Below are 19,007 nucleotides of genomic sequence, written 5' to 3'. Positions count from 1 at the left end.
CAATGTGCACAGTTCATGAGATCACCGCGATGGCGCTGATCTCGATCAGATAGTCAGGATGCGCGAGTTTGCTGACCTCGACCATGGTGGAGGCCGGCAGCGGTTCGGCGAAGTACTGCGCCCGGACCTCGTGGATCTTGGCGAAGTCCTCCATGTTGCGCACGTACACGTCCACCCGGCAGACGTCCGCGAGCGTCCCGCCGGCCGCCCGGACCGCGGCCTGCACGTTCTCGCACACCTGCCGGGTCTGCTCCCGGATGTCGCCGACGCCGGCGATGCTGCCGTCCGGACGACGCGCGGTCATCCCGGAGACGAACACCAGCCGCCCGGTCGCCTCGATCGTGGTGGCCTGGGAGAACACCCCGTTCGGCGTGTGCAACTCCGTCGTCGAGACCTGTGCCTTCGGCATCAGTCGATCATCCCTCCCGCCGGGACGACGGCGCCGACCGCCCGTGCGGCCGCCAGCAACCCGTCCAGCCCGGACCTTTCGATCAGTACGCCGTTCCGTCGCTGATGCGCGGCGCGTTCGGCCTCGATCTCCCCCGGCAGGTACAGCCGGTCGACCCCGGGCGCCGTCGCACTGCTGCGGACCCGCGCGGCCAGGCCGGAGGATCGGCGCCGGAAGCTCTCCGCACCGCCGAGCAGCTCCGGGTCGATCGCCAGGAACAGGTGGGCGCAGTCGTTCGGCCGGTCCGGCTCCCGGTACAGCGGTCGCACCTGGTCGCCCCAGCCGCCACCGCTCAACACACCGGTCAGCACGTCGATCATCAGCGCCAGCCCGAACCCCTTGTGACCGGCGGCCGGCAGCAACATTCCGAGGACCGCCTGCTCCGGGTCGGTGGTCGGCGTCCCGGACGGGTCGGTCGCCCAGCTGTCCGGGATCGGGCGCCCGGCCGACGCCGCCAGCCGGATCTTGCCTAAGGCAACAGCCGACAAGGCCATGTCGAGCACGATCTCGACCCCGGCCGAGGTCGGCACCGCGATCGCCAGCGGGTTGTTGCCGACGATCCGCTCGGCCCCGCCGGGAGCCGGCATCAGCGGAGTGGTGTTCGACATCGCGACCCCGATGCAGCCGGCGTCGCCGGCCTGCATGGCCCAGCGGCTGGCCGCGCCGAAGTGGTGGGCGTTGCGGACCGACACCAGGCCGATCCCGTGCCGCCCGGCCCGCTCGATCGCGTGTCCCATCGCCTGCGGGCTGGACAGTTGCCCCATGCCACCGCGCGCGTCCACGACCATCGCTGCGCCGGCGTCGTACAGGATGTCCAGCTCGCGTTCCCGGGTGACACCGCCGGAGTTCAGGCGCTCGACGTACATCGGGACGAGCATGATGCCGTGCGAACTCACGCCGCGCAGATCCGCCTCGACCAACGCGGTGGCGATCTTGGCAGCGTCGGACGGGTCGAAACCGAGTGCGCTGAACACGGCCGAGACGGTCGCCTCCAGCCAGGCCGGCCGAACCAGCACACGCCGATCGGCGTCAGACGCTTGGGCTGTCACCGCTTCTCCTGGGCCCAGGGGAGGAACAGGTACTCCAGCAGCACCAGTCCGTAGAACAGGACGATGCTCATGATGCTGAGCAGGGTGATCGCGGCGAACGCCAGCGCGGTGTCGGCACTCGCGCCGGACTGCTGGATCACGTACCCCAGCCCCTGGGTGGCGCCGACGAACTCGGCGATCACCGAACCGATCACCGCCAGCGAGATCGCCACCTTGAGCCCGGTGAAGATCTGCGGCATCGCGTAGCGCAGCCGCAGCTTGAAGAACTCCTGCGCCCGGCTCGCCTTCAGCGACCGGAGCAACTCCACCAGCTCGACGGGAGTCGACTTCATCCCCTGCGCGGTCGAGATCACGATCGGGAAGAAGCACATCAGCAGGACCATGACCACCTTGGGCCATTGCCCAAACCCCATCCAGACCACCAGCAGGGGCGCCACCGCGATCTTGGGAATGGCGTTCACCATCAGCAGCAGCGGGTAGACGAGGCGCTCCAGGATCACCGAGCGCACGATCAGCAAGGCGATCGGTACGCCGATCACGATCGCGAGCAGGAAGCCCTCGACGGTCTCCAGGAACGAGACGCCGGTCTCCTTCAGCAGGTACGCCGGCTGATCGGCGAACGTGCGCACCACATCGGCCGGGCTCGGCAGCAGGTAGGACTCGACGGAGAAGACGATCGTCGCCAGCCACCACAACGCGATCGCCCCGACGAGACCGAGGATCGGCAGCAGCACTGCCGCGGTCGGCGAGGTCGTGAGCCAGGAACGCTTCGTCACGGCCGCACCTCGTCGACCGGACGCCCGTCCACCGGCTCGGCGGATTTCTCCGCGAGCAGCCCGTGCAGCAGGCCGCTGATCTGCGCGACCTCGGTGAGATGCGCGTTCTGTCCCAGGCTGCGCGGCCGCGGGATGTCGATGTCCACGACCTCGCGCAGCCGACCCGGCCGCGGCGTCAGGACGACGACCCGGTCAGCCAGGACGACGGCCTCCTCGATCGAGTGCGTGACGAACACGATCGTGGTGGACAGCTCCATCTTGATCCGCTGCAGTTCCTCGGACAGCTCGGTGCGGGTGAGCGCGTCGAGCGCGGAGAACGGCTCGTCCATCAACATCACCTGCGGGTCGCGGATCAGCGAGCGGCACAACGACACCCGCTGCTGCATCCCGCCGGACAGCTCGTGCGGCAGCCGCCGCTCGAATCCCTTCAACCCGACCAGGTCGAGCAGTTCGTGGGCCCGGTCCCGGTACGCCGCCCGGCCGCGTGACTGACGCTGCCCGCCGTCGCCGCCGTCGATCTCCACCGGCAGCATCACGTTCGACAGCACCGAGCGCCACGGCAGCAGGGCCGGCCGCTGGAACATGAACGACACGTCCCGGCGCGGCCCGGTGACCGGCTCCCCGGCCACCGTGACCGTGCCCGACGTCGGCGGCAGCAGTCCGGCGATCAGCCGGAGCAGGGTGGACTTGCCGCACCCGGACCGGCCGATCAGCGTGACGAACTCGTTCGGCCGGACGTGCAGGTCGATCTCCTCGAGGGCCGTGATCCGGCCCTCGCGTCCGTCGAAGACCTGCCCTACACCGTCCAGCCGAATCATCGTGGTCGGTTCAGCCCTTCGGGGCGAGGTCGACAGTGACGACGTCGGCGGTCTTGACCGCGCCCTTCGGCTGGATCGCCTTCGCGTTGTCCAGGAGGCTGATGATCTTCTGCACCCGGGTCGGGTCGACCGCACCCAGCGGATCGTTGAAGCCGTCCGGCTTGACGTACGGCTTCATCAGCTTGAGCTCTTCGGTGGCCACCGCGAGGTCGGTCTGCGGCACGTGCTTCTTCAGGATCGCGGCCGCCGCGGCCGGGTCGTCGATGGTGTCCTGCAGCCCCTTCAGCAGCGCACCGGTGAACTTCTTCACCTGGTCCGGGTGGTCCTTGGCCAGGTCGGAGCGGGTGATGATCGCGTTGCCGTACAGGTCCGGCAGCTTGTCGCCGTACGGGAGGGCGATGGCCTTCTTCTTCGCCGCCTTCTCCACCAGCGGTACGCCGACCACGAACTGGCCGATGCCGTCCACCTTCGTCGAGGCGAGCAACTGCGGCAGCGCCGGCGGCGGCGACGGGACGAACTTGACCGAGTTCGGGTCGATGCCGACCGCCTGGGCGTAGACCGGGAACATGACCTGGTTGGTCGAGCCGGGCTGGTCACCGATCCGCTTGCCGACCAGGTCCTGCGGCTTGCTGATGGTGCCGCCCTCGAGCGCCACGATCGCGGCCAGTGAACGCTGGTGGATCATCCCGACCGTGGTGACCGGCAGCTTCTGCTTGCCCAGCGTGATGACGGTGGCGGTGAAGTCGCCGATGCCGTAGTCGGCCTGGCCGCCGGCGACCAGTTTCATCACGTCGACGGTGCCGGAGCCGGGGTTGATGGTGACGTCGAAGCCGGCGTCCTTGAAGTAGCCCTTCTCCAGGGCGACGTACGCGTAAGCCTCACGACCGAAGGTGTTGAACGAGGTCAGGTAGCTGACCTTCTGCAGGCCCGAGTCCTCACCCTGGCCCTCGTCGCTGCCGTTGTTGCACGCACTTGTCAGGGCGAGCCCCAGGACCGCCATCAGGGCGACGGCGGAACGCCTCAACCTCATATCGACCTCTCTCCTCCGATATTTGATCAAACATCAAATATGGAAAGGTGGTCAATCGGCCCTCGGGGACTTCACAGTGACTTAACGTCCACCGCTCCGGGTCCCCTGCAGAGCCCGCTTGCCACCCGTCCTGGAGCCGTTCCCCATACCTGTCCGCACCGGACGGGCATCCCGCCCCGACCACAGACCGTACCTGCCTTGACAGCAGATCGCGACGCCAGTCGGCTCCGAACCCGTCCTTCCCCGGTCAAATTTGCGTAAACCCTGCGTGGCGAGTGACCCACCCCACGTGTCGGTCGCCGAGTCAAGCTCTCCCGGTCCGCTCTGGGTGAACGTTGCCCGCAGTAGGCCTCGACATGCCGTGAGGGGTGAACGTTGCCCGCAGTAGGCCTCGACATGCCGTGAGGGGTGAACGTTGCCCGCAGTAGGCCTCGACATGCCGTGAGGGGTGAACGTTGCCCGCAGTGGGCCTCGACGTGCCGTGAGGGGTGTTCCCTCCGGGGAGGGAGGTGGGGGTGCCGGGGGTTTGGGACGATGTGGGGGTGGTGGACGGGGTGGTGCGTGGATCGCAGGCCGACGGGTCTGTAGTGGTGCGTCCGGCGGGCCGGCTCGCGCGGTTGGCGTCGTACCTGGTTCGGGGTGTCACGTGCCTCGGCCGGGCGTCGACGTACCTGCGATGGGTCTACCTGCTGCTCGGCGCGGCGCTCGTGCTCGCGTTCATCCTGGTCGACAGCGCGCTGGGCGCTCTCGCGCAGGAGCTCGACCTGCCGGCCGTGGTGACCGGCGTCCTGATCGGCATCCTCGTTGTCGGCCCGCCGATCGCGCTGGGCATCCTGCCCGCGGTCCGTGAGGTGGAGGGCATCGCGGTCGAGTCGCTGCTCGGCGTCCGGTTCGAGGAACGTCCGCTCGGCCCGGCCCGGACCTGGGCGCAACGCCGCCGGACGGCGACCTGGTTCTGCCTGCACCTGATCACCGGCGGCATCGTCGGAACGCTCAGCACGATGGTGTTCGGCGTCGGCGCCGTGTTGCTCGCGGCACCGTTCCGCTCCCCCGGCCGGCGGGAACTGATCCCCGACTACGGGTATGTGGTCCGCGGCAACTGGACCGACCTGTGGATGCCGGCCGTCGCGCTGGCCGGGATCGTCGGGCTGTTCTTCCTGTCCGCGGCCGTCGGTGCGTTGCTCGCGTACCTCGCCCCGCGCGTCCTCGGCCCGACGCCGGCCGAGCGGATCGAACTGCTGGAACGCCGTACGGCGATGCTTGCCGAGCGCAACCGCCTGGCCCGGGAACTGCACGACAGCGTCGGGCACGCGCTGAGCCTGGTCACCATCCAGGCGGCCGCGGCGCGACGGGTGCTGGCGACCGATCCGGAGTTCGCCGAGACCGCCCTGGCCGCGATGGAGACCTCGGCCCGGGCCGCGCTGGCCGACCTCGACCACGTGCTGGGCCTGCTCCGGGACGACCGGCGACCGGGCTCGCAGACCGCGCCCCAGGCGACTCTGGACGACCTGCCCAAGCTGGTCGAGGCCACCAGGGCCGGCGGGATCACCGTCGAGATCCGGCGCGAGGGCGACCTGAGCCGGCTGCCGGCGGCGGTCTCCCGGGAGGCGTACCGGATCGTCCAGGAGGGCCTGACCAACGCGATCCGGCACGCGGGCCGACCGGCCGGCCGGCTCACGGTCGGCCTGTCGATCCGGCTGGACGCGTCCGGGCTGCGGCTCGAGCTGACCAATCCGGTCAGCGGGGTCTCGGATCACTCGGGCGGCGGGCGTGGTCTGGCCGGTATTCGTGAAAGAGTCGCCGTACTGCGGGGGACCGTCGACGCCGGCCTGGACGGCAACCTGTGGCGGCTCGCGGTGACACTGCCGGTCGCTGTGACGACGAAGGGATGACATGAGCCTGTCGGTGGTCGTGGTCGACGACGAGCCGCTGATCCGCAGCGGGTTGCGCGCCATCATCAACGCCGAATCCGACCTCGAGGTCGTCGGCGAGGCGGGTGACGGTGCGGAGGTGCTGCCGGTCGTGCGCCGTACCGGGGCGGACGTGGTCCTGATGGACGTCCGGATGCCCGCGGTGGACGGGATCCAGGCGACCCGGCTGCTGCTGGAGAACCTCGACCCGGCGCCGCGCGTGCTGGTGGTGACCACGTTCGAGAACGACGACTACGTCTACGACGCGCTGCGCGCGGGCGCGTCCGGGTTCCTGCTGAAGCGGACACCGCCGGACGACATCATCGCGGCGATCCGCACGGTCGCCGGCAGCGAGTCACTGCTGTTTCCCGAGGCGATCCGGGCCCTGGCTCTCGCGCACGTCAGCGCGCAGCCGGCGAAGCCGGCCGGCCTCGACGAGTACCAGCTGACCGAGCGGGAGCAGGAGGTATTGCGCCTGATGGCCAAGGGCCTCTCGAACGCGGAGATCGCCACCGAGCTGTTCCTCGGCCTGCAGACGGTCAAGACGCACGTGGCGAACGTGCTCGCGAAGCTCAACGCCCGGGACCGCACCCAGGCCGTGATCCGCGCCTACGAGTCAGGTTTCGTCCCGCTGCATTAGCGGTCGTCGATGACGTCCTCGGCCACGTCACATGCGTTGTGGATCGGGTCGATCGCGTTGGCCTTCATCGCGACGCGCTGCAGCAGCATGCGGAAGCTGGAGCGCTCGGCCTCGTCCAGGCTGCCCAGGACGTCCTCCTCGGCCGTCGTGAGTCGCCGCTCCATCTCACACAAGGTCTCCGTGCCCTGCTCCGTCGGCACGATCAACCGCGCCCGACGGTCGGCCGGATCCGGCTGCCGCTGGACCAGCCCCGCCTTCTCCAGGTCGTCCAGCAGGTAGGTCATCACTGTCCGGTCCACACCGAGCTGCGCGGCCAGGTCGAGCTGCCGCTTGGGACCTTCGGCATTGGTGGTGGCGAGCACCTGATAGCCCCGCGGCCCGCCTGGTACGTCCTCCAGCGCGGCGGCGGCTGCCTTCGCGTACCGCCGAAACACCACGCCCAGTGCCCAGCCGAGGTCGGACTCGACCGGTGCGCCGGCGGTGGCCCGGGGCGCGATGCCACGGGCGCTCCGGGTCGCGACCTCCGGCGAAGTACTGGTCATGTCCCCATCGTACGTCGTGTACGCCACCTGGAATACGATCTGACTTGAAGATGTTCTGCTTCACAGACTATCTTCAGGACAGCTCGATTCGAGCTTTCCCTCCCACGAACGATGGAGACAACTGAGATGACGACCCTGCTACGCGTCGACGCGAGCGTCCGGGTGGACGGATCGGTCAGCCGCGCCCTGGCTGACAGCGCCGAAGCCGCCTGGAAGGCCGAACACCCCGACGGCGTCGTGGTCCGGCGCGACCTCGGTCTGCAGCCACTACCGGCCACCGCCTGGCCGAGTCTGGTGGCCGCCAAGCTCGGCGCCGACACCGACCCAACCGACCTCGCCGCCGCCACCGCCCTCGCCGAAGAACTCGCCGCCGAGGTCCGCAACGCCGACGCCGTCCTGCTCGCCGTACCCCTGTACAACTACGGCATCGCCCAGCACGTGAAGACCTGGATCGACCTACTCATGATCGATCCCGAATTCGTCTACGGCCCCAGCCCGGTCGCCGGCCGCCCGGTGATCTTCACCCTCGCCCGCGGCGGCGGCTACAGCCCCGGCACCCCCAAACACGGTTGGGACCACGCCACCCCCTACCTGGAGCGCATCTTCGGCGACATCCTCGGCATGAACATCCGCACCGCCGTCGCCGAGCTCACCCTCGCCCCGGTCACCCCGGGCATGGAGGAGCTGATCGACGCCTCCAAGGTCTCCGAGTCGGAGGCCCACGTCACCGCCGAGCAGCACGGCACCGTGGTCGCTCGCGAACTCGTCGCCGACGCCGCCTGACATCCGCCCCGCGGCCGACGTGGTGCCGAGCTCGAGCCGGCATCACTCAGGCGACCCGCCAGGTGGACAGCGTCACCGACAACGTGACGATCGCCGGTTCCGGCAGTACGGCGATCCGGTGCGCGAGCTCGCGGTGATCCAGATGACGCGCACTCGGGGTCATCAGCACCAACTGCTCGACAGCCGTCCGGTCGAGCCGCATCACCGACTCGACGACCTCACTGCCGAGCTGGTCGAACTTTCCCGCCAGCGTGTCCTGCAGCCGCCGTTCCTTCTCCTCGTCGACCTTGACCAGCCCGAGTACGCCGACCAGTTCGGCCAGGTGGTCCTGGTTCGGCGTCACCACGACCAGGGTGCCGCCGGGCGCGAGGACGCGGGCCATCTCGGCGGCGTTGCGCGGAGCGAAGACGTTCAGCATCAGCTGCGCCGAGCCGTCGAGGAGCGGCAACTCTTTCCACGCGTCGCACACGACCGAACCGATCCGCGGATCCGCCTTGGCTGCCCGCCGAGCGGCGTACCGGGAGACGTCCAGGGCGATCCCCCGGCGTCCGGGCGCGGTCCCGAGGACGCCGGCCAGGTAGTAGCCGGTGCCGGCGCCCACTTCCACCACCAGATCGTCGTCCCGCAGGCCGGCGGCGGCGAGGATCAGCGCGTCGCGGATCGGTTCGTAGTGGCCGCCGCCGAGGAAGACGGTACGCGCGCCGACCATCGCGGCCGAGTCGCCGTCGATCCCGGTCGATGCCGAGGGCAACAGGTTGAGGTAGCCCTGCCTGGCGAGGTCGTAGGCATGGCCGCGCGGGCACCGCGCCGTACGGTCACTCAGTGCCAGCCCGTCTCCGCAGACAGGACAGCGCAGTACGGCGACCAGGTCGGCATCCACCGCCCCATTGTCTCAGCCGTTGATGTCGCGACTGGTGATCCGGGCCCAGGCTGCGGCGTAGAAGACCCCCAGGTAGCCGGCCTGCAGGAGCAGGTTGCGGCCGATCGCGTCCCAGTACGGCGGATCGCGCAGCAGGTCGGCGAACGACGTCCAGCCGTACATCAGCAGCCACGGGTGGATCACGTCGATCTGCGGGATGGCGCTCAGGATCCCGCACACGATAAAGGCGCCGAAAGTGGCCGCCATCGCCGCGAGCGGGGTCGACGTCAGCGACGAGACGAACAGCCCGATCCCGGCGAGCCCGAGCATCGACAACCCGATCAGTACGGCGATGCCGAGGGCGCGGAGCAGCCCGTCGCCGAGCGAGACCGTCGTACCGGACAGCAGCAGGACGTCGCCGACCGGGAACAGCACCATGCCCGCGACCAGCCCGGACAGCCAGATAACCATCGTCGCGGTCAGGCAGAACACGGCGAGCGCGACCATCTTCGCCGCGAGCAGCCGGGACCGCCCGGCCGGCGCGGTGAGCAGGTTGCGGAAGGTGCCGAGACTCGCCTCCCCGGCGAGCGACTCCCCCGCCACCACCGTCACGGCGGTCGGCAGGAAGAACGGCAACGAGACCGCGAGGCTGGCCACGATCAGGAAGAACCCGTTGCCGGCGACCTGCCCGATGAAGCCCTCGGCGTCACCCTCGGACCCGGACAGTTTGATCGCCACACCGATCATCACCGGGACCGCGGCGAGGACGGCGAGCAGCACCCAGGTCCGGGCCCGGCCGAACACCAGGTGCAGTTCGGAGCGGAAGAGCGCCAGCGTGTGCCGCCCCGCGCTCGGCCGGCGGAGGTCCAGCGTCTCCGCAACCGCGGTGTCACTCGGCGACATCGAAGCCCTCTCCGGTCAGGGCCACGAAGGCGTCTTCGAGGCTGGGGCGTTCCAGGCCGAAGCCGTGGATCCGGACGTCGGCGGCGACCAGGGCGGCGGCGAACTTGTCGATCGGGAGCTCACCGGCGTCGCCTTCCACGGTCTCGTCGCTGGTCCTCAGGTCGGTGACGCCGAGGCTCTTCAGGGTGTCGGCCGCCTGGCCGACGTCCGGCGTACGAACGACCAAGCGGGGACGCAGTTCGGCGCGGAGCTCGGCGACCGTGGACTGGCGAACCAGGCGGCCGCGGCTCATCACCGCCGCGTGGGTGCAGACCTGCTCGACCTCGGCCAGCAGGTGGGTGGAGGTGAAGATGGTGGTGCCGTCGCTCGCCAGCTCGCGGATGAGGTGGCGGACCTCGCGGGTGCCCTGCGGGTCGAGACCGTTGGTCGGCTCGTCGAGGACCAGGAGCTCACGGCGCTGCATGAGCGCGACCGCGATGGCCAGGCGTTGCCGCATACCCAGCGAATAGGCGCGGACCTTCTTGTTCGCCGCGTTCGACAGGCCGACCCGCTCGAGCGCCAGGCCCGCTCGTGCCTTGCGGGTCTTCGGGTCGGCCGTCCGGTCCGCGGCGTCGAAGCGGAGCAAGTTGGCCTGCCCGCTCCAGAACGGGTAGAACGCCGGGCCCTCGACCAGGGCGCCGACCCGCGGCAGCACCCGCAGCTGGGCCTTCGGCATCGGCTCCCCCAGGAGCTCGACCGATCCCGCCGTCGGCGTGATCAGGCCGAGCATCATCCGGATGGTCGTCGTCTTCCCGGACCCGTTCGGCCCGAGGAACCCGAACACGCTCCCGGCCGGCACCTCGAGATCGACCGAGTCCACTGCGACCTGCCCGCCCCTGAACCGCTTGGTCAGCCCCCGAGTCACCACCGGCGGCGAGGCGGGAGTGGCCACGGTTAGCGCGGCGCCTTCGCTGCGGCGGCGACGAGGGTGTCCGGACTGACCAGACCGACCAGGACCCGGCCGTCGTCGGTGACCAGGGCGTTGACCATCTTGCTGGTCAGGATCTTGCCCTTGCCCCAGGAGCCCTCGACGGTACGGGCGTTGGCGAGCAGCTGGCCGACCGGCCCGGTGCGCGGAAGGTTCACGTCGCGCAACGCGACCACGGTCTCCCAGCCCTCACCGATCACGGTCGGCTTGTCGCCGCTCGGCGTCGTGTGCTCGGGGCTGATCGCCTTCGGCGGCTTGACCGGCGTCGGCGCCTGCCGGGTGGCCGGCACCTTCTCCTCCTTCACCTTCACACCCTTGGGCGGGGTGAACGCGAACGTGCTCGCCGCCGGTACGTCGAACGACACCGAGGAGAATCCGAGTTGCACCGCCGGGTCGTTCCCGCTGCGGGGCATCACGGTCACCTCGAGCGGCACCCAGTTCTTCGCATCGATCGCCAGGGTGACCGAACCGACCGTGGACCTGCCGGACTTCGGCACCAGGCGCAGCTTGTAGGCGTCCCGGCCGGCGACCTCCTCGGTCCCGCTCACCTCGACCGTGGTGGACGGGTCGATCTTGTCGAGGAACTGCTTCGCCACCGCCGCCGGGTCGTACGACTCGGGCCGGAGCTCGGGCTTGGCGGGCCGGCTGGTCCGCGGCGGCAGGGTGAGCTTGACCGCCTCGCGCTCGGCGGAGTCGTAGGCCCAGGCGGTCTTGCCGTCGGTCGTCAGGACCCGCTCGGCCATGTTGTCGAGGATGGACACCCGCGCCTTGTCCGGGCTCGCGAACGCGACCCGGGCCGTGTGCTCACCGCTCAGCAGGTCGGACAACTGGTCGGCGCCCTCGACGCCGGGCAGCGCCGGCAGTCCGAGGTCGGCCGAGGACCGGACGGTCCCGCTGAGGCCGTCGACCTTGGCGGTCTGGACCTTGGTCAGCAACTCCTGCGCGGTGATGTCGGGCAAGTTGGGCGTCGCGTCCGCAACCACCGGACCGAGCGTGCCCACCCCCGCGACCACCGCGACTGCCGTGACCGGAACCAACCACCGTCGACTGCGCTGCGCTGCACCCATGTGTTCAAGACTCGCACCGTCACCGGGTGGAACCAAGTGGTCTCAGGGTCACTTCACCCAAAAGAGTGAGGAGGCTGTACGACGAGCGCGGTACGCCGGGCGTACGACGTACCGCGCAGGGTGGATGTCAGCGGCTCTGCAGCGCGTCCAGGGCCACGGTCATCGCGGCGGCCACGCGGAAGTCCAGCCGCGGATCCTGGACGGTGACCCGGTAGCGGTCCCGGACCGACACCTTGCGCTCCACCGACAGGACCGGCTGGCCCGTCTCGTGGTCGGTGAAGTCGAAGTGGAAGATGAACGGCAGCGGGATGTCACCGAGGTACGGGACGAACTCCCAGATCCGGCGGACGATCGCGATGGTCGGGTTGCGCTCGGTCCCGGCCGCGTGCAGGTGCCCGCTGGACAGCAGCCAGCTGGATCGCAGCAGGCTCTTGCCGAACTCCTTCTTGAACCACCCGATCGGCTGCCCGCTCGCGTCGAACACGTCGTACCCGGAGCCGAGGTCGATCGTGCTGCGCGCCTTGAACGAGAACACCGCCTGCGACTTGGAGTCGTCGCTGTAGAAGGTGACCTGCTCCTTGAACGCCAGCCGCTTCTGCTGCGCGAAGGCCAGCAGCGGCCCGTCCGACCCGTCCGGGTTGGTGGCGATCAGCTCGTACTTGTTCGCCATCATCGTGATCCGCTGCTTCATCGAGAACGCGGGCACGTACATGGCTGCTTGGCCTTGTGGTGGAACGGTCATGCGGACGAGTGTGTCATCCCGACCAGTCCACTCCACAGGCCAGCGCCCCGGCCCGGAGCCCACGCGCGAGGCCGTCGGCCAGCTCGGACTCCTCGACGACCTGTACGACGAGCTGTCCGACCCCTTGCATCGCCAGGTCGCGTGCGACCTCGACACCGAGCTCAACAGCCTCCACCGGCGTACGCGCCGGCCGCCACAGCACTCCGAAGTCAGCCGCCGGCCGGTCAGGCCCCAGTTGGACGACGAGCGCGTCAAGCTCTTCCAGATACTCCGACGGATCGCCACCCACGACCACACGAACTCGCTGCCAGCCGACAGCCCGTACTGCGTTCTTACCGGCGTTCACCGCGTCGTCCTCGATGGACGAGCTCCGACGACCCCACTGCTCGTGGTGCACGGCCCAGGCGAGTGGACGGCGTGCGGCCCACCCGGTCCGTACCAGCTCGGGTGCCGCGGCGAACTCCTCGACATGGCCCACGCAGAGGTAGCCGACGAGCTCTATGTGCGCGGGAAGGTCCAGCACGGCGGCGACCTCACCGGGCTCGAAGAACGAGACCCACCCGACGCCGAGCCCTTCGGCTCGTGCGGCCAGCCAGAGGTTCTGGATGGCGATCGCCGCCGAGAACCAGGTCGTGCGCGGATCCGCATGCCGGCCGAGGACGTGCCTGCCGCCACGGCCGGGGTCACAGGTCACAGCGATGTTGAGTGGCGTGTCGAGAATCGCCTCGATCTTCAGCCCGTCGAACGCCTGACGCCGGTCGTCCGGAAGCGATGCGGCGAACGCGTCACGCTGAGCAATGGCCAGGTCGTGCACCTTGCGGCGCGTGGCGATGTCGCGGATCAGCAGGAAGTCCCACGGCTGGCTGAGGCCCACACTCGGTGCACGGTGTGCGGACTCCAGCACCCGAGTGAGTACGTCGTCGGCGATCGGCTGGTTCACGAACCCACGCCGTACGTCCCGGCGCTCGGCCAGCACGCGATGCACCACGTCCCGCTCGGTCGGCGGGTAGCCGGGGGCGGCACGTAGGCGTCCGACGGCTGTGGTCGCGTTCGGGGACTTCCGTTTGGGAACCAGGAGTTCGGCGCCGGTCAGGAGCACAGCCGCCTCGGCAACGCTCGGCGTGCTCGTCAGGTGTTCCACCCGGTCACTCGGCGTCGGCACGGTCTGATGCTTCAGGTCTTCGGCGCTTGCGGTCCGGAGGCCGGCGTGCAGCGACGCCACCAGACGCTGCAGACCCGGCTCTGTCTCCCGGCCCTCAACGGTGATCACAGTGCGCACAACTCCCCCGCCCGCCTCGGCCAGTGCGGCGTCGACCAGGTCGCGGAGTTCGCGGTACGACGTACCGGAGCGCAGACCGACTCCGACGACCAGGTTCACTTCTCCAGCCCGGCGTGGACACGAGCGGCCGCGACCAGGCGCGCGGGCACGTCGGGGGTCGCGGTCCAGTGCAGATGCAGGTACGACGCGTGCAGCCGGGACCGGGTGAGGCCTTCGGCCCCGCTCGGGAGGTACCAGGCCGGATCCACCTCGGTGTCGAGGTCGATCATCGTACGGTGGAACTCGTGGCCGCGGACGCGCCGTCCCTCGTCGAAGAACGCGGTCGTGCTCGCGGCGATCGCCGTACGGTAGCCGAGCGTCAGGCTGCCGGTCATCCGTCCGGTCGCGGGGAGGACACCGGTCATCGGGTGACCGTCGAGCTCGCGGCACAGGTAGAGCAGGCCGGCGCACTCCGCGATGACGGGCAGGCCGGCCGCGATCTCGGTCGCCACCTGCCGACGGAGCCCGACGTTGGCCGACAGGGCTTCGGCGTGCAACTCGGGGAAGCCACCACCGAGATACAGCGCTGATGTGGCTTCAGGCAACGGGTCGGACAGCGGGTCGAAGGTGACGACGTCGGCGCCGGCGGCTGCGAGCAACTCGGTCGTCTCGGTGTAGCGGAACGAGAACACCGGCCCGCCGGCAACCGCTACGACCGGACGACCTTCCTCGGCCGGTGTCACCTCGGTCGCCGGATCCCATGCCGCCACGTCGAACTCCACCGCGGTGCGGGCGGCCGTCACAAACGCCTCGAGATCAACGCCCTGTCGTACCAGCTCGGCCGCCGCCTCCACGGCTGCCTCCGCCTGCCCGCGTTGTTCGTCGGCCGGGACCAACCCCAGATGGCGGCTGGGCACGGTCAGGCGGGTGTCCCGCCGGAGTACGCCGAGCACCGGTACGCCGGTCGGTGCGACACCGGCCCGGACCTCGGCCTCGTGGCGATCCGAGCCGACCTTGTTCAGGATCACCCCGACGATCCGAACCTCGGTGTCGAAGGCAACGAATCCGCTGACCACGGCACCGACGCTGCGCCCGGCCGCGGAGGCATCGACGACCAGCACGACGGGTGCCTTGAGCAACTTCGAGACATGGGCCGTGGAGGAGAAGCCCTCGGTCCCGAGTGCACCGTCGTACAGGCCCATCACACCTTCGACGACGGCAAGGTCCGTACCCGCCGCGCCGTGCGCGAACAGCGGTGCGACGCGCTCCTCACCCTGCAGCATCGGGTCGAGGTTCCGCCCGGGCCGACCGGTCGCGACGGCGTGGAAGCCGGGGTCGATGTAGTCGGGGCCGACCTTGAAACCCGCGACCGTGTGCCCGGCCTGCCGGAGCGCCGCCATCAGCCCGACGGCGACAGTCGTCTTCCCCGCGCCTGATGCGGGCGCGGCCACCACCAGACGCGGGATCACCACTCGATGCCCTTCTGGCCCTTCTGACCCGCGTCCATCGGGTGCTTGATCTTGGTCATCTCGGTCACCAGGTCGGCGGCGTCGAGCAGTCGCTGGTCGGCGTCGCGGCCGGTGATGACGACGTACTGATGGCCAGGCCGGTTCACCAGCGTGTCCACCACCTCGTCGACGTCGACCCAGCCCCACTTCATCGGGTACGTGAACTCGTCGAGTACGTAGAGGTCGTGCGTCTCGGACCCGATCCGGCGCTGGATCTCCCGCCAGCCCTCGAGGGCGTCGGCCGCGTGGTCGTCCTCGGTGCCGGCCTTGCGCGCCCAGCTCCAGCCCTCGCCCATCTTGTGCCACTCCACCGGACCGCCCTGACCCGTTGCCTCATGCAACTGCCCGAGCGCCCGGAAGGCACTCTCCTCGCCGACCTTCCACTTCGCGCTCTTGACGAACTGGAACACGCCGATGTTCCAGCCCTGGTTCCAGCCGCGCAGCGCCATCCCGAAGGCGGCCGTCGACTTTCCCTTCATCTCGCCGGTGTGGACCATCAGCAACGGCCGGTTCCGTCGCTGCCGGGTGGTCAGGCCGTCCTGCGGTACGACGGCGGGCTGTCCCTTCGGCATCAGGCCGCCCTCCGTTCGGTGACGGCCCGGACCAGGTTGCCTGCGGCAACGTCACCGAGGTCGAGGTACTCGGCGCCGAGGTCGGCGGCCAGCTCCGCGGCGAGACCGAGGCGGACACCGCGATGCGGTTCACAGTCGACCACGACCGTGGCGATTCCCTGCTGGGCCAGCCATCCGGCCGCCTGCCTGGCGCGCGCGAAGGCGTTGTCGCCGTGGGTTGCCCGGCCGTCGGTGACGAGGACGAGCAGCGGCCGGCGGCGTGGATCGCGGATGGCGGCGATGCGGAGTACTTCCGCCGTCTGGAGCAGGCCTTCGGCGAGCGGCGTGCGACCACCGGTCGGCAGCGATTCAAGACGTCGTACGGCGGTTTCGACGCTGCCGGTCGGCGGGAGCGCGACCGTGGCCGACGCGCCGGCGAAGGTGACGAGGCCGACGGTGTCGCGGCGCTGGTAGGCGTCGAGCAGCAGTGAGACGATCGCCGTCTTCACCTCACCCATGCGTTTCTTCGTACCCATCGACCCGGACGCGTCGACGCAGAACAGGACGAGGTTGCCCTCGCGACCTTCACGTACGGCGAGGCGCACGTCCGCCGCATGCACCGTCAGTCCGGGACCGCTTCGTCCCCTCGCTTGCTGGTGAGGGGCCGCTGACCGAAGGGTCGCCAACAGGTGCGGTCGACCGGGCTCCCGCCCGACCCTTGGTCGATCGCCGACCACGCGGCCCAGGTCGGTGATTGCCCGCGACCGTCGTCCGGCAACGCCCGCACCGGCGGACTGCACGCTCAACAGTCGAGCCTTGTAAGGCTGCGAGCTCCCGACGACCTCCTCCACTCCCGCCGGGCCGGCCTTCACATCGCCGCTGTCAGCCTCGCCCGAATCCGCGTCTGCGCGGTTGCCGGCGTCGGCATTGGCCCGGTTGGCGGCGTCGGCGTCGGCCCGGTTGGCGGCGTCGGCGTTGGCTGGGTCGGTTGGATCGGCGTTGTCCGCTTCCGAGGGGTCGGATGGGTCGGCGCCGCCACCGTCCGGCCCGCCCGGTCCGCCCCGGCCGTCCGGGTCGTCGTCGGGGTCCGGGGGTGGCGTGCTGTTCCTGATCGCCTCTTCGAGTTGGTCGTCGTCCAGGCCAGGGGCGTCGAACGGGTTGCGGCGTTTGCGGTGGGGCAGGGCGAGCTTGGCGGCGGCGCGGACGTCCTCCACCTCGACCACCGTCCGGCCCGACCAGGCCGCGTGCGCGACCGCCGTACGCGCCGTGACGAGGTCAGCGCGCATCCCGTCGACGTCGAACGACGCGCAGATCTCGGCGATCTGCCGCAGCGCCGCCTCGGTCAGGATCACCTGGGGCAACAGGTCACGGGCCTTCACGATCCGCTCGGCGAGTTCGCGCTGCGTTCCGTCGTACTGCGCGGTGAAGCCGGCCGGGTCGGCCTCATAGGCCAGGCGAGCGCGCATCACCTCGACGCGGATGGCCGGGTCGCGGCTGGCGACGACGTCGACGGTCAGGCCGAAGCGATCGAGCAGTTGGGGGCGGAGCTCGCCTTCCTCCGGGTTCATCGTGCCGACCAGGACGAAGCGGGCGGGATGGGTGACGGACACACCGTCGCGTTCGACGGTCGCGCGGCCCATGGCGGCGGCGTCGAGCAGTACGTCGACCAGGTGGTCGTGCAGCAGGTTGACCTCGTCGACGTACAGCAGCCCGCGGTGCGCGGCGGCGAGCAGACCGGGTTCGTACGCCGTGACGCCTTCGGCCAGCGCCCGTTCGAGATGGAGCGAGCCGAGTACGCGATCCTCGGTGGCGCCGACGGGAAGCTCGACCAGCCGAGCCGGGCGGACCGCGCGCTCCGACCCGTGCGGGCCGTCGGGGCACGATGGGTCCGGGTGCTCGGGGTCGCAGGAGAACCGGCAGCCGGTCACGACGTCCACCGGCGGGAGGATCTCGGTCAGCGCCCGGACCGCGGTGGACTTGGCCGTGCCCTTCTCGCCGCGGATCAGCACACCGCCGATCGCGGGTGAGACGGCGGCCAGGATCAACGCCAGCTGGAGATCCGCCATACCGACCACGGCGGTGAACGGAAACCCGGAGTGTCCCCGCGGGGTGAGCTCGGCTGGTGTGGTCGGAGCTGGCCGCATCGGCGGGGGTCCCTTCGTCGAGCGGGTGTCCACGCCCGCTACGGCTGGTACGCCGTACCGCGGTGATCGCGGACCGGCGGACGGACGCGGATGTCCTGGCTCCCGGGTCACCCCGGTCACAGTGGCGGGACCGCCCCGGACTCCCGGCCGCAGCCGGTCACCGGTGTTCCTCCACAACCGTCCGCCCGATCATGGCACACCGCATCCCCCTCCTCCGCGACCAGGCTCACATCGCCGCCCCACGACATCCTTCGTTGTCGGAGGTCGGCGTTAGCGTGGGCGGATGATCAAGGCGTGTCTGAACGGGGATCGGTCGCGGGCCGATCATCCCGGGGTGCCGATCACGCCGGAGGAGTTGGCGCGGGAGGCTGCGGGCGCGGTTCGGGCTGGCGCCCTCGCGGTTCACATCCACCCGCGCGGAGCCGACGAGAAGGAGAGTCTGCGCTGGGCCGATATCCATGCCGCGGTCGAGGCCGTTCGGCAGCGGTGTCCCGGCGTGCCGATCGGCGTGTCGACGCGGGAGGAGATCGTTCCGGATCTCGCCCGGCGAACGGAGTTGCTCGCCGGCTGGGAGCGCGGGCCCGACTTCGCGAGTGTGAACTTCCACGAAGACGGCGCCGAGCGGATCGCGGACCTGCTGATCGAGCGCGGGATCGGGGTCGAGGCGGGGCTGTTCACGGCGAAAGCCGCTGAGAAGTACGTCGCCTGGGGCGGACCCGTGACGCGTGTCCTGGTCGAGGCCTTGCCGGGCATTTCGCCCGGTGCTGACGGCGTCGAAGCCGCACAGGCGACCCTGGCGGCGCTCGGTCCAAGTCAGGCCGAGCTTGTCGTCCATGGTGAGAACGAGTGGGCTTGCCAGTACTGCGATGGGCGACGACGCAGGGCTACGGCATCCGGATCGGGTTCGAGGACGTCCTGACCGGACCCGACGGACAGCAGGTCACCAGCAACGCGGATCTACTGGCCTACCTGTAACACAAACGTCCTGACCACCTCGGCGTCACGGTCAGAG

The 19,007-nt window shown here is 70.0% G+C and carries 20 protein-coding genes and 1 riboswitch; of the genes, 5 read left to right on the top strand and 15 right to left on the bottom strand.

The genetic code is table 11. The features are described 5' to 3' along the window. Positions 1-13: 13 nt before the first annotated feature. The 5 genes from ACYVOK_RS07360 to ACYVOK_RS07340 are packed head-to-tail and all read right to left on the bottom strand — an operon-like array spanning position 14 to position 4,121. Positions 14-409 (bottom strand): RidA family protein, encoded by a 396-nt coding sequence (locus ACYVOK_RS07360; protein ID WP_460661505.1) that lies wholly within the window; start codon positions 407-409, stop codon positions 14-16. After that, complete coding sequence (locus ACYVOK_RS07355) at positions 409-1,497, bottom strand: Ldh family oxidoreductase (RefSeq protein ID WP_460661504.1); 1,089 nt, start codon at positions 1,495-1,497, stop codon at positions 409-411. Before ACYVOK_RS07355 ends, ACYVOK_RS07360 begins: the two co-directional genes overlap by 1 nt. Next, the gene (locus ACYVOK_RS07350) at positions 1,494-2,273 is read right to left on the bottom strand and encodes an ABC transporter permease (RefSeq protein ID WP_460661503.1); all 780 of its coding nucleotides are present in this window, start codon (positions 2,271-2,273) and stop codon (positions 1,494-1,496) included. Before ACYVOK_RS07350 ends, ACYVOK_RS07355 begins: the two co-directional genes overlap by 4 nt. Then, positions 2,270-3,091 carry an ABC transporter ATP-binding protein gene (locus ACYVOK_RS07345; protein ID WP_460661502.1) on the bottom strand — a complete coding sequence of 274 codons (822 nt, stop codon included), beginning with the start codon at positions 3,089-3,091 and terminating at the stop codon, positions 2,270-2,272. Before ACYVOK_RS07345 ends, ACYVOK_RS07350 begins: the two co-directional genes overlap by 4 nt. Before the next feature lie 10 nt (positions 3,092-3,101). Next, positions 3,102-4,121, bottom strand: coding sequence for an ABC transporter substrate-binding protein (locus tag ACYVOK_RS07340; RefSeq protein WP_460661501.1), 1,020 nt, complete (start codon positions 4,119-4,121; stop codon positions 3,102-3,104). Between the two features lie 515 nt (positions 4,122-4,636). Between ACYVOK_RS07340 and ACYVOK_RS07335 the strand changes: the two genes are divergently transcribed. After that, positions 4,637-6,013, top strand: a complete 1,377-nt coding sequence (locus tag ACYVOK_RS07335; RefSeq protein ID WP_460661500.1) for a sensor histidine kinase — start codon at positions 4,637-4,639, stop codon at positions 6,011-6,013. 1 nt (position 6,014) lies between these two features. Next, complete coding sequence (locus ACYVOK_RS07330; RefSeq protein WP_460661499.1) at positions 6,015-6,671, top strand: response regulator transcription factor; 657 nt, start codon at positions 6,015-6,017, stop codon at positions 6,669-6,671. Here the strand turns inward: ACYVOK_RS07330 and ACYVOK_RS07325 are convergent. Beyond that, a complete protein-coding gene (locus tag ACYVOK_RS07325; RefSeq protein ID WP_460661498.1) occupies positions 6,668-7,213 on the bottom strand; it encodes a MarR family winged helix-turn-helix transcriptional regulator in 546 nt (181 codons plus the stop codon). The genes ACYVOK_RS07330 and ACYVOK_RS07325 overlap by 4 nt on opposite strands. A 126-nt stretch (positions 7,214-7,339) precedes the next feature. Between ACYVOK_RS07325 and ACYVOK_RS07320 the strand changes: the two genes are divergently transcribed. After that, a complete protein-coding gene (locus tag ACYVOK_RS07320; protein WP_460661497.1) occupies positions 7,340-7,996 on the top strand; it encodes an FMN-dependent NADH-azoreductase in 657 nt (218 codons plus the stop codon). A gap of 46 nt (positions 7,997-8,042) precedes the next feature. On the opposite strand, the gene ACYVOK_RS07315 is transcribed toward ACYVOK_RS07320, so the two are convergent. The 9 genes from ACYVOK_RS07315 to ACYVOK_RS07275 form a co-directional block, all read right to left on the bottom strand. Continuing rightward, a complete protein-coding gene (locus ACYVOK_RS07315) occupies positions 8,043-8,876 on the bottom strand; it encodes a putative RNA methyltransferase (RefSeq protein WP_460661496.1) in 834 nt (277 codons plus the stop codon). A gap of 12 nt (positions 8,877-8,888) precedes the next feature. Beyond that, entirely contained in the window at positions 8,889-9,758 is an 870-nt protein-coding gene (locus tag ACYVOK_RS07310; protein WP_460661495.1) for an ABC transporter permease, read from the bottom strand. Then, positions 9,745-10,689, bottom strand: coding sequence for an ABC transporter ATP-binding protein (locus tag ACYVOK_RS07305; protein WP_460661494.1), 945 nt, complete (start codon positions 10,687-10,689; stop codon positions 9,745-9,747). Before ACYVOK_RS07305 ends, ACYVOK_RS07310 begins: the two co-directional genes overlap by 14 nt. Before the next feature lie 2 nt (positions 10,690-10,691). Beyond that, on the bottom strand, positions 10,692-11,792 hold the full coding sequence (locus tag ACYVOK_RS07300) for a LolA family protein (RefSeq protein ID WP_460661493.1): 1,101 nt from the start codon (positions 11,790-11,792) through the stop codon (positions 10,692-10,694). Positions 11,793-11,919: 127 nt separating this feature from the next. After that, the gene (locus tag ACYVOK_RS07295; RefSeq protein WP_460661492.1) at positions 11,920-12,534 is read right to left on the bottom strand and encodes a hypothetical protein; all 615 of its coding nucleotides are present in this window, start codon (positions 12,532-12,534) and stop codon (positions 11,920-11,922) included. Positions 12,535-12,547: 13 nt separating this feature from the next. Then, on the bottom strand, positions 12,548-13,912 hold the full coding sequence (bluB, locus tag ACYVOK_RS07290) for a 5,6-dimethylbenzimidazole synthase (RefSeq protein ID WP_460661491.1): 1,365 nt from the start codon (positions 13,910-13,912) through the stop codon (positions 12,548-12,550). Continuing rightward, the gene (locus tag ACYVOK_RS07285; RefSeq protein WP_460661490.1) at positions 13,909-15,264 is read right to left on the bottom strand and encodes a cobyrinate a,c-diamide synthase; all 1,356 of its coding nucleotides are present in this window, start codon (positions 15,262-15,264) and stop codon (positions 13,909-13,911) included. Before ACYVOK_RS07285 ends, bluB begins: the two co-directional genes overlap by 4 nt. Beyond that, positions 15,258-15,872 (bottom strand): cob(I)yrinic acid a,c-diamide adenosyltransferase, encoded by a 615-nt coding sequence (gene cobO, locus ACYVOK_RS07280; protein ID WP_460661489.1) that lies wholly within the window; start codon positions 15,870-15,872, stop codon positions 15,258-15,260. Before cobO ends, ACYVOK_RS07285 begins: the two co-directional genes overlap by 7 nt. Next, positions 15,872-17,995 carry a putative cobaltochelatase gene (locus ACYVOK_RS07275; RefSeq protein ID WP_460661488.1) on the bottom strand — a complete coding sequence of 708 codons (2,124 nt, stop codon included), beginning with the start codon at positions 17,993-17,995 and terminating at the stop codon, positions 15,872-15,874. Before ACYVOK_RS07275 ends, cobO begins: the two co-directional genes overlap by 1 nt. A 68-nt stretch (positions 17,996-18,063) precedes the next feature. Further along, positions 18,064-18,189: riboswitch (cobalamin riboswitch) on the bottom strand. A gap of 89 nt (positions 18,190-18,278) precedes the next feature. On the opposite strand from ACYVOK_RS07275, the gene ACYVOK_RS07270 reads away from it, so the two are divergent. Next, positions 18,279-18,914: a 3-keto-5-aminohexanoate cleavage protein gene (locus tag ACYVOK_RS07270; protein WP_460661487.1), complete on the top strand. Its 636-nt coding sequence runs from the start codon at positions 18,279-18,281 to the stop codon at positions 18,912-18,914. Further along, the gene (locus tag ACYVOK_RS07265) at positions 18,887-18,970 is read left to right on the top strand and encodes a hypothetical protein (RefSeq protein WP_460662180.1); all 84 of its coding nucleotides are present in this window, start codon (positions 18,887-18,889) and stop codon (positions 18,968-18,970) included. The genes ACYVOK_RS07270 and ACYVOK_RS07265 overlap by 28 nt, the downstream gene beginning before the upstream one ends. The last annotated feature ends 37 nt before the right edge of the window (positions 18,971-19,007 follow it).

The sequence above is a fragment of the Kribbella swartbergensis genome (assembly GCF_054784135.1).
This window is presented reverse-complemented; position numbering and strand designations above follow the sequence as displayed.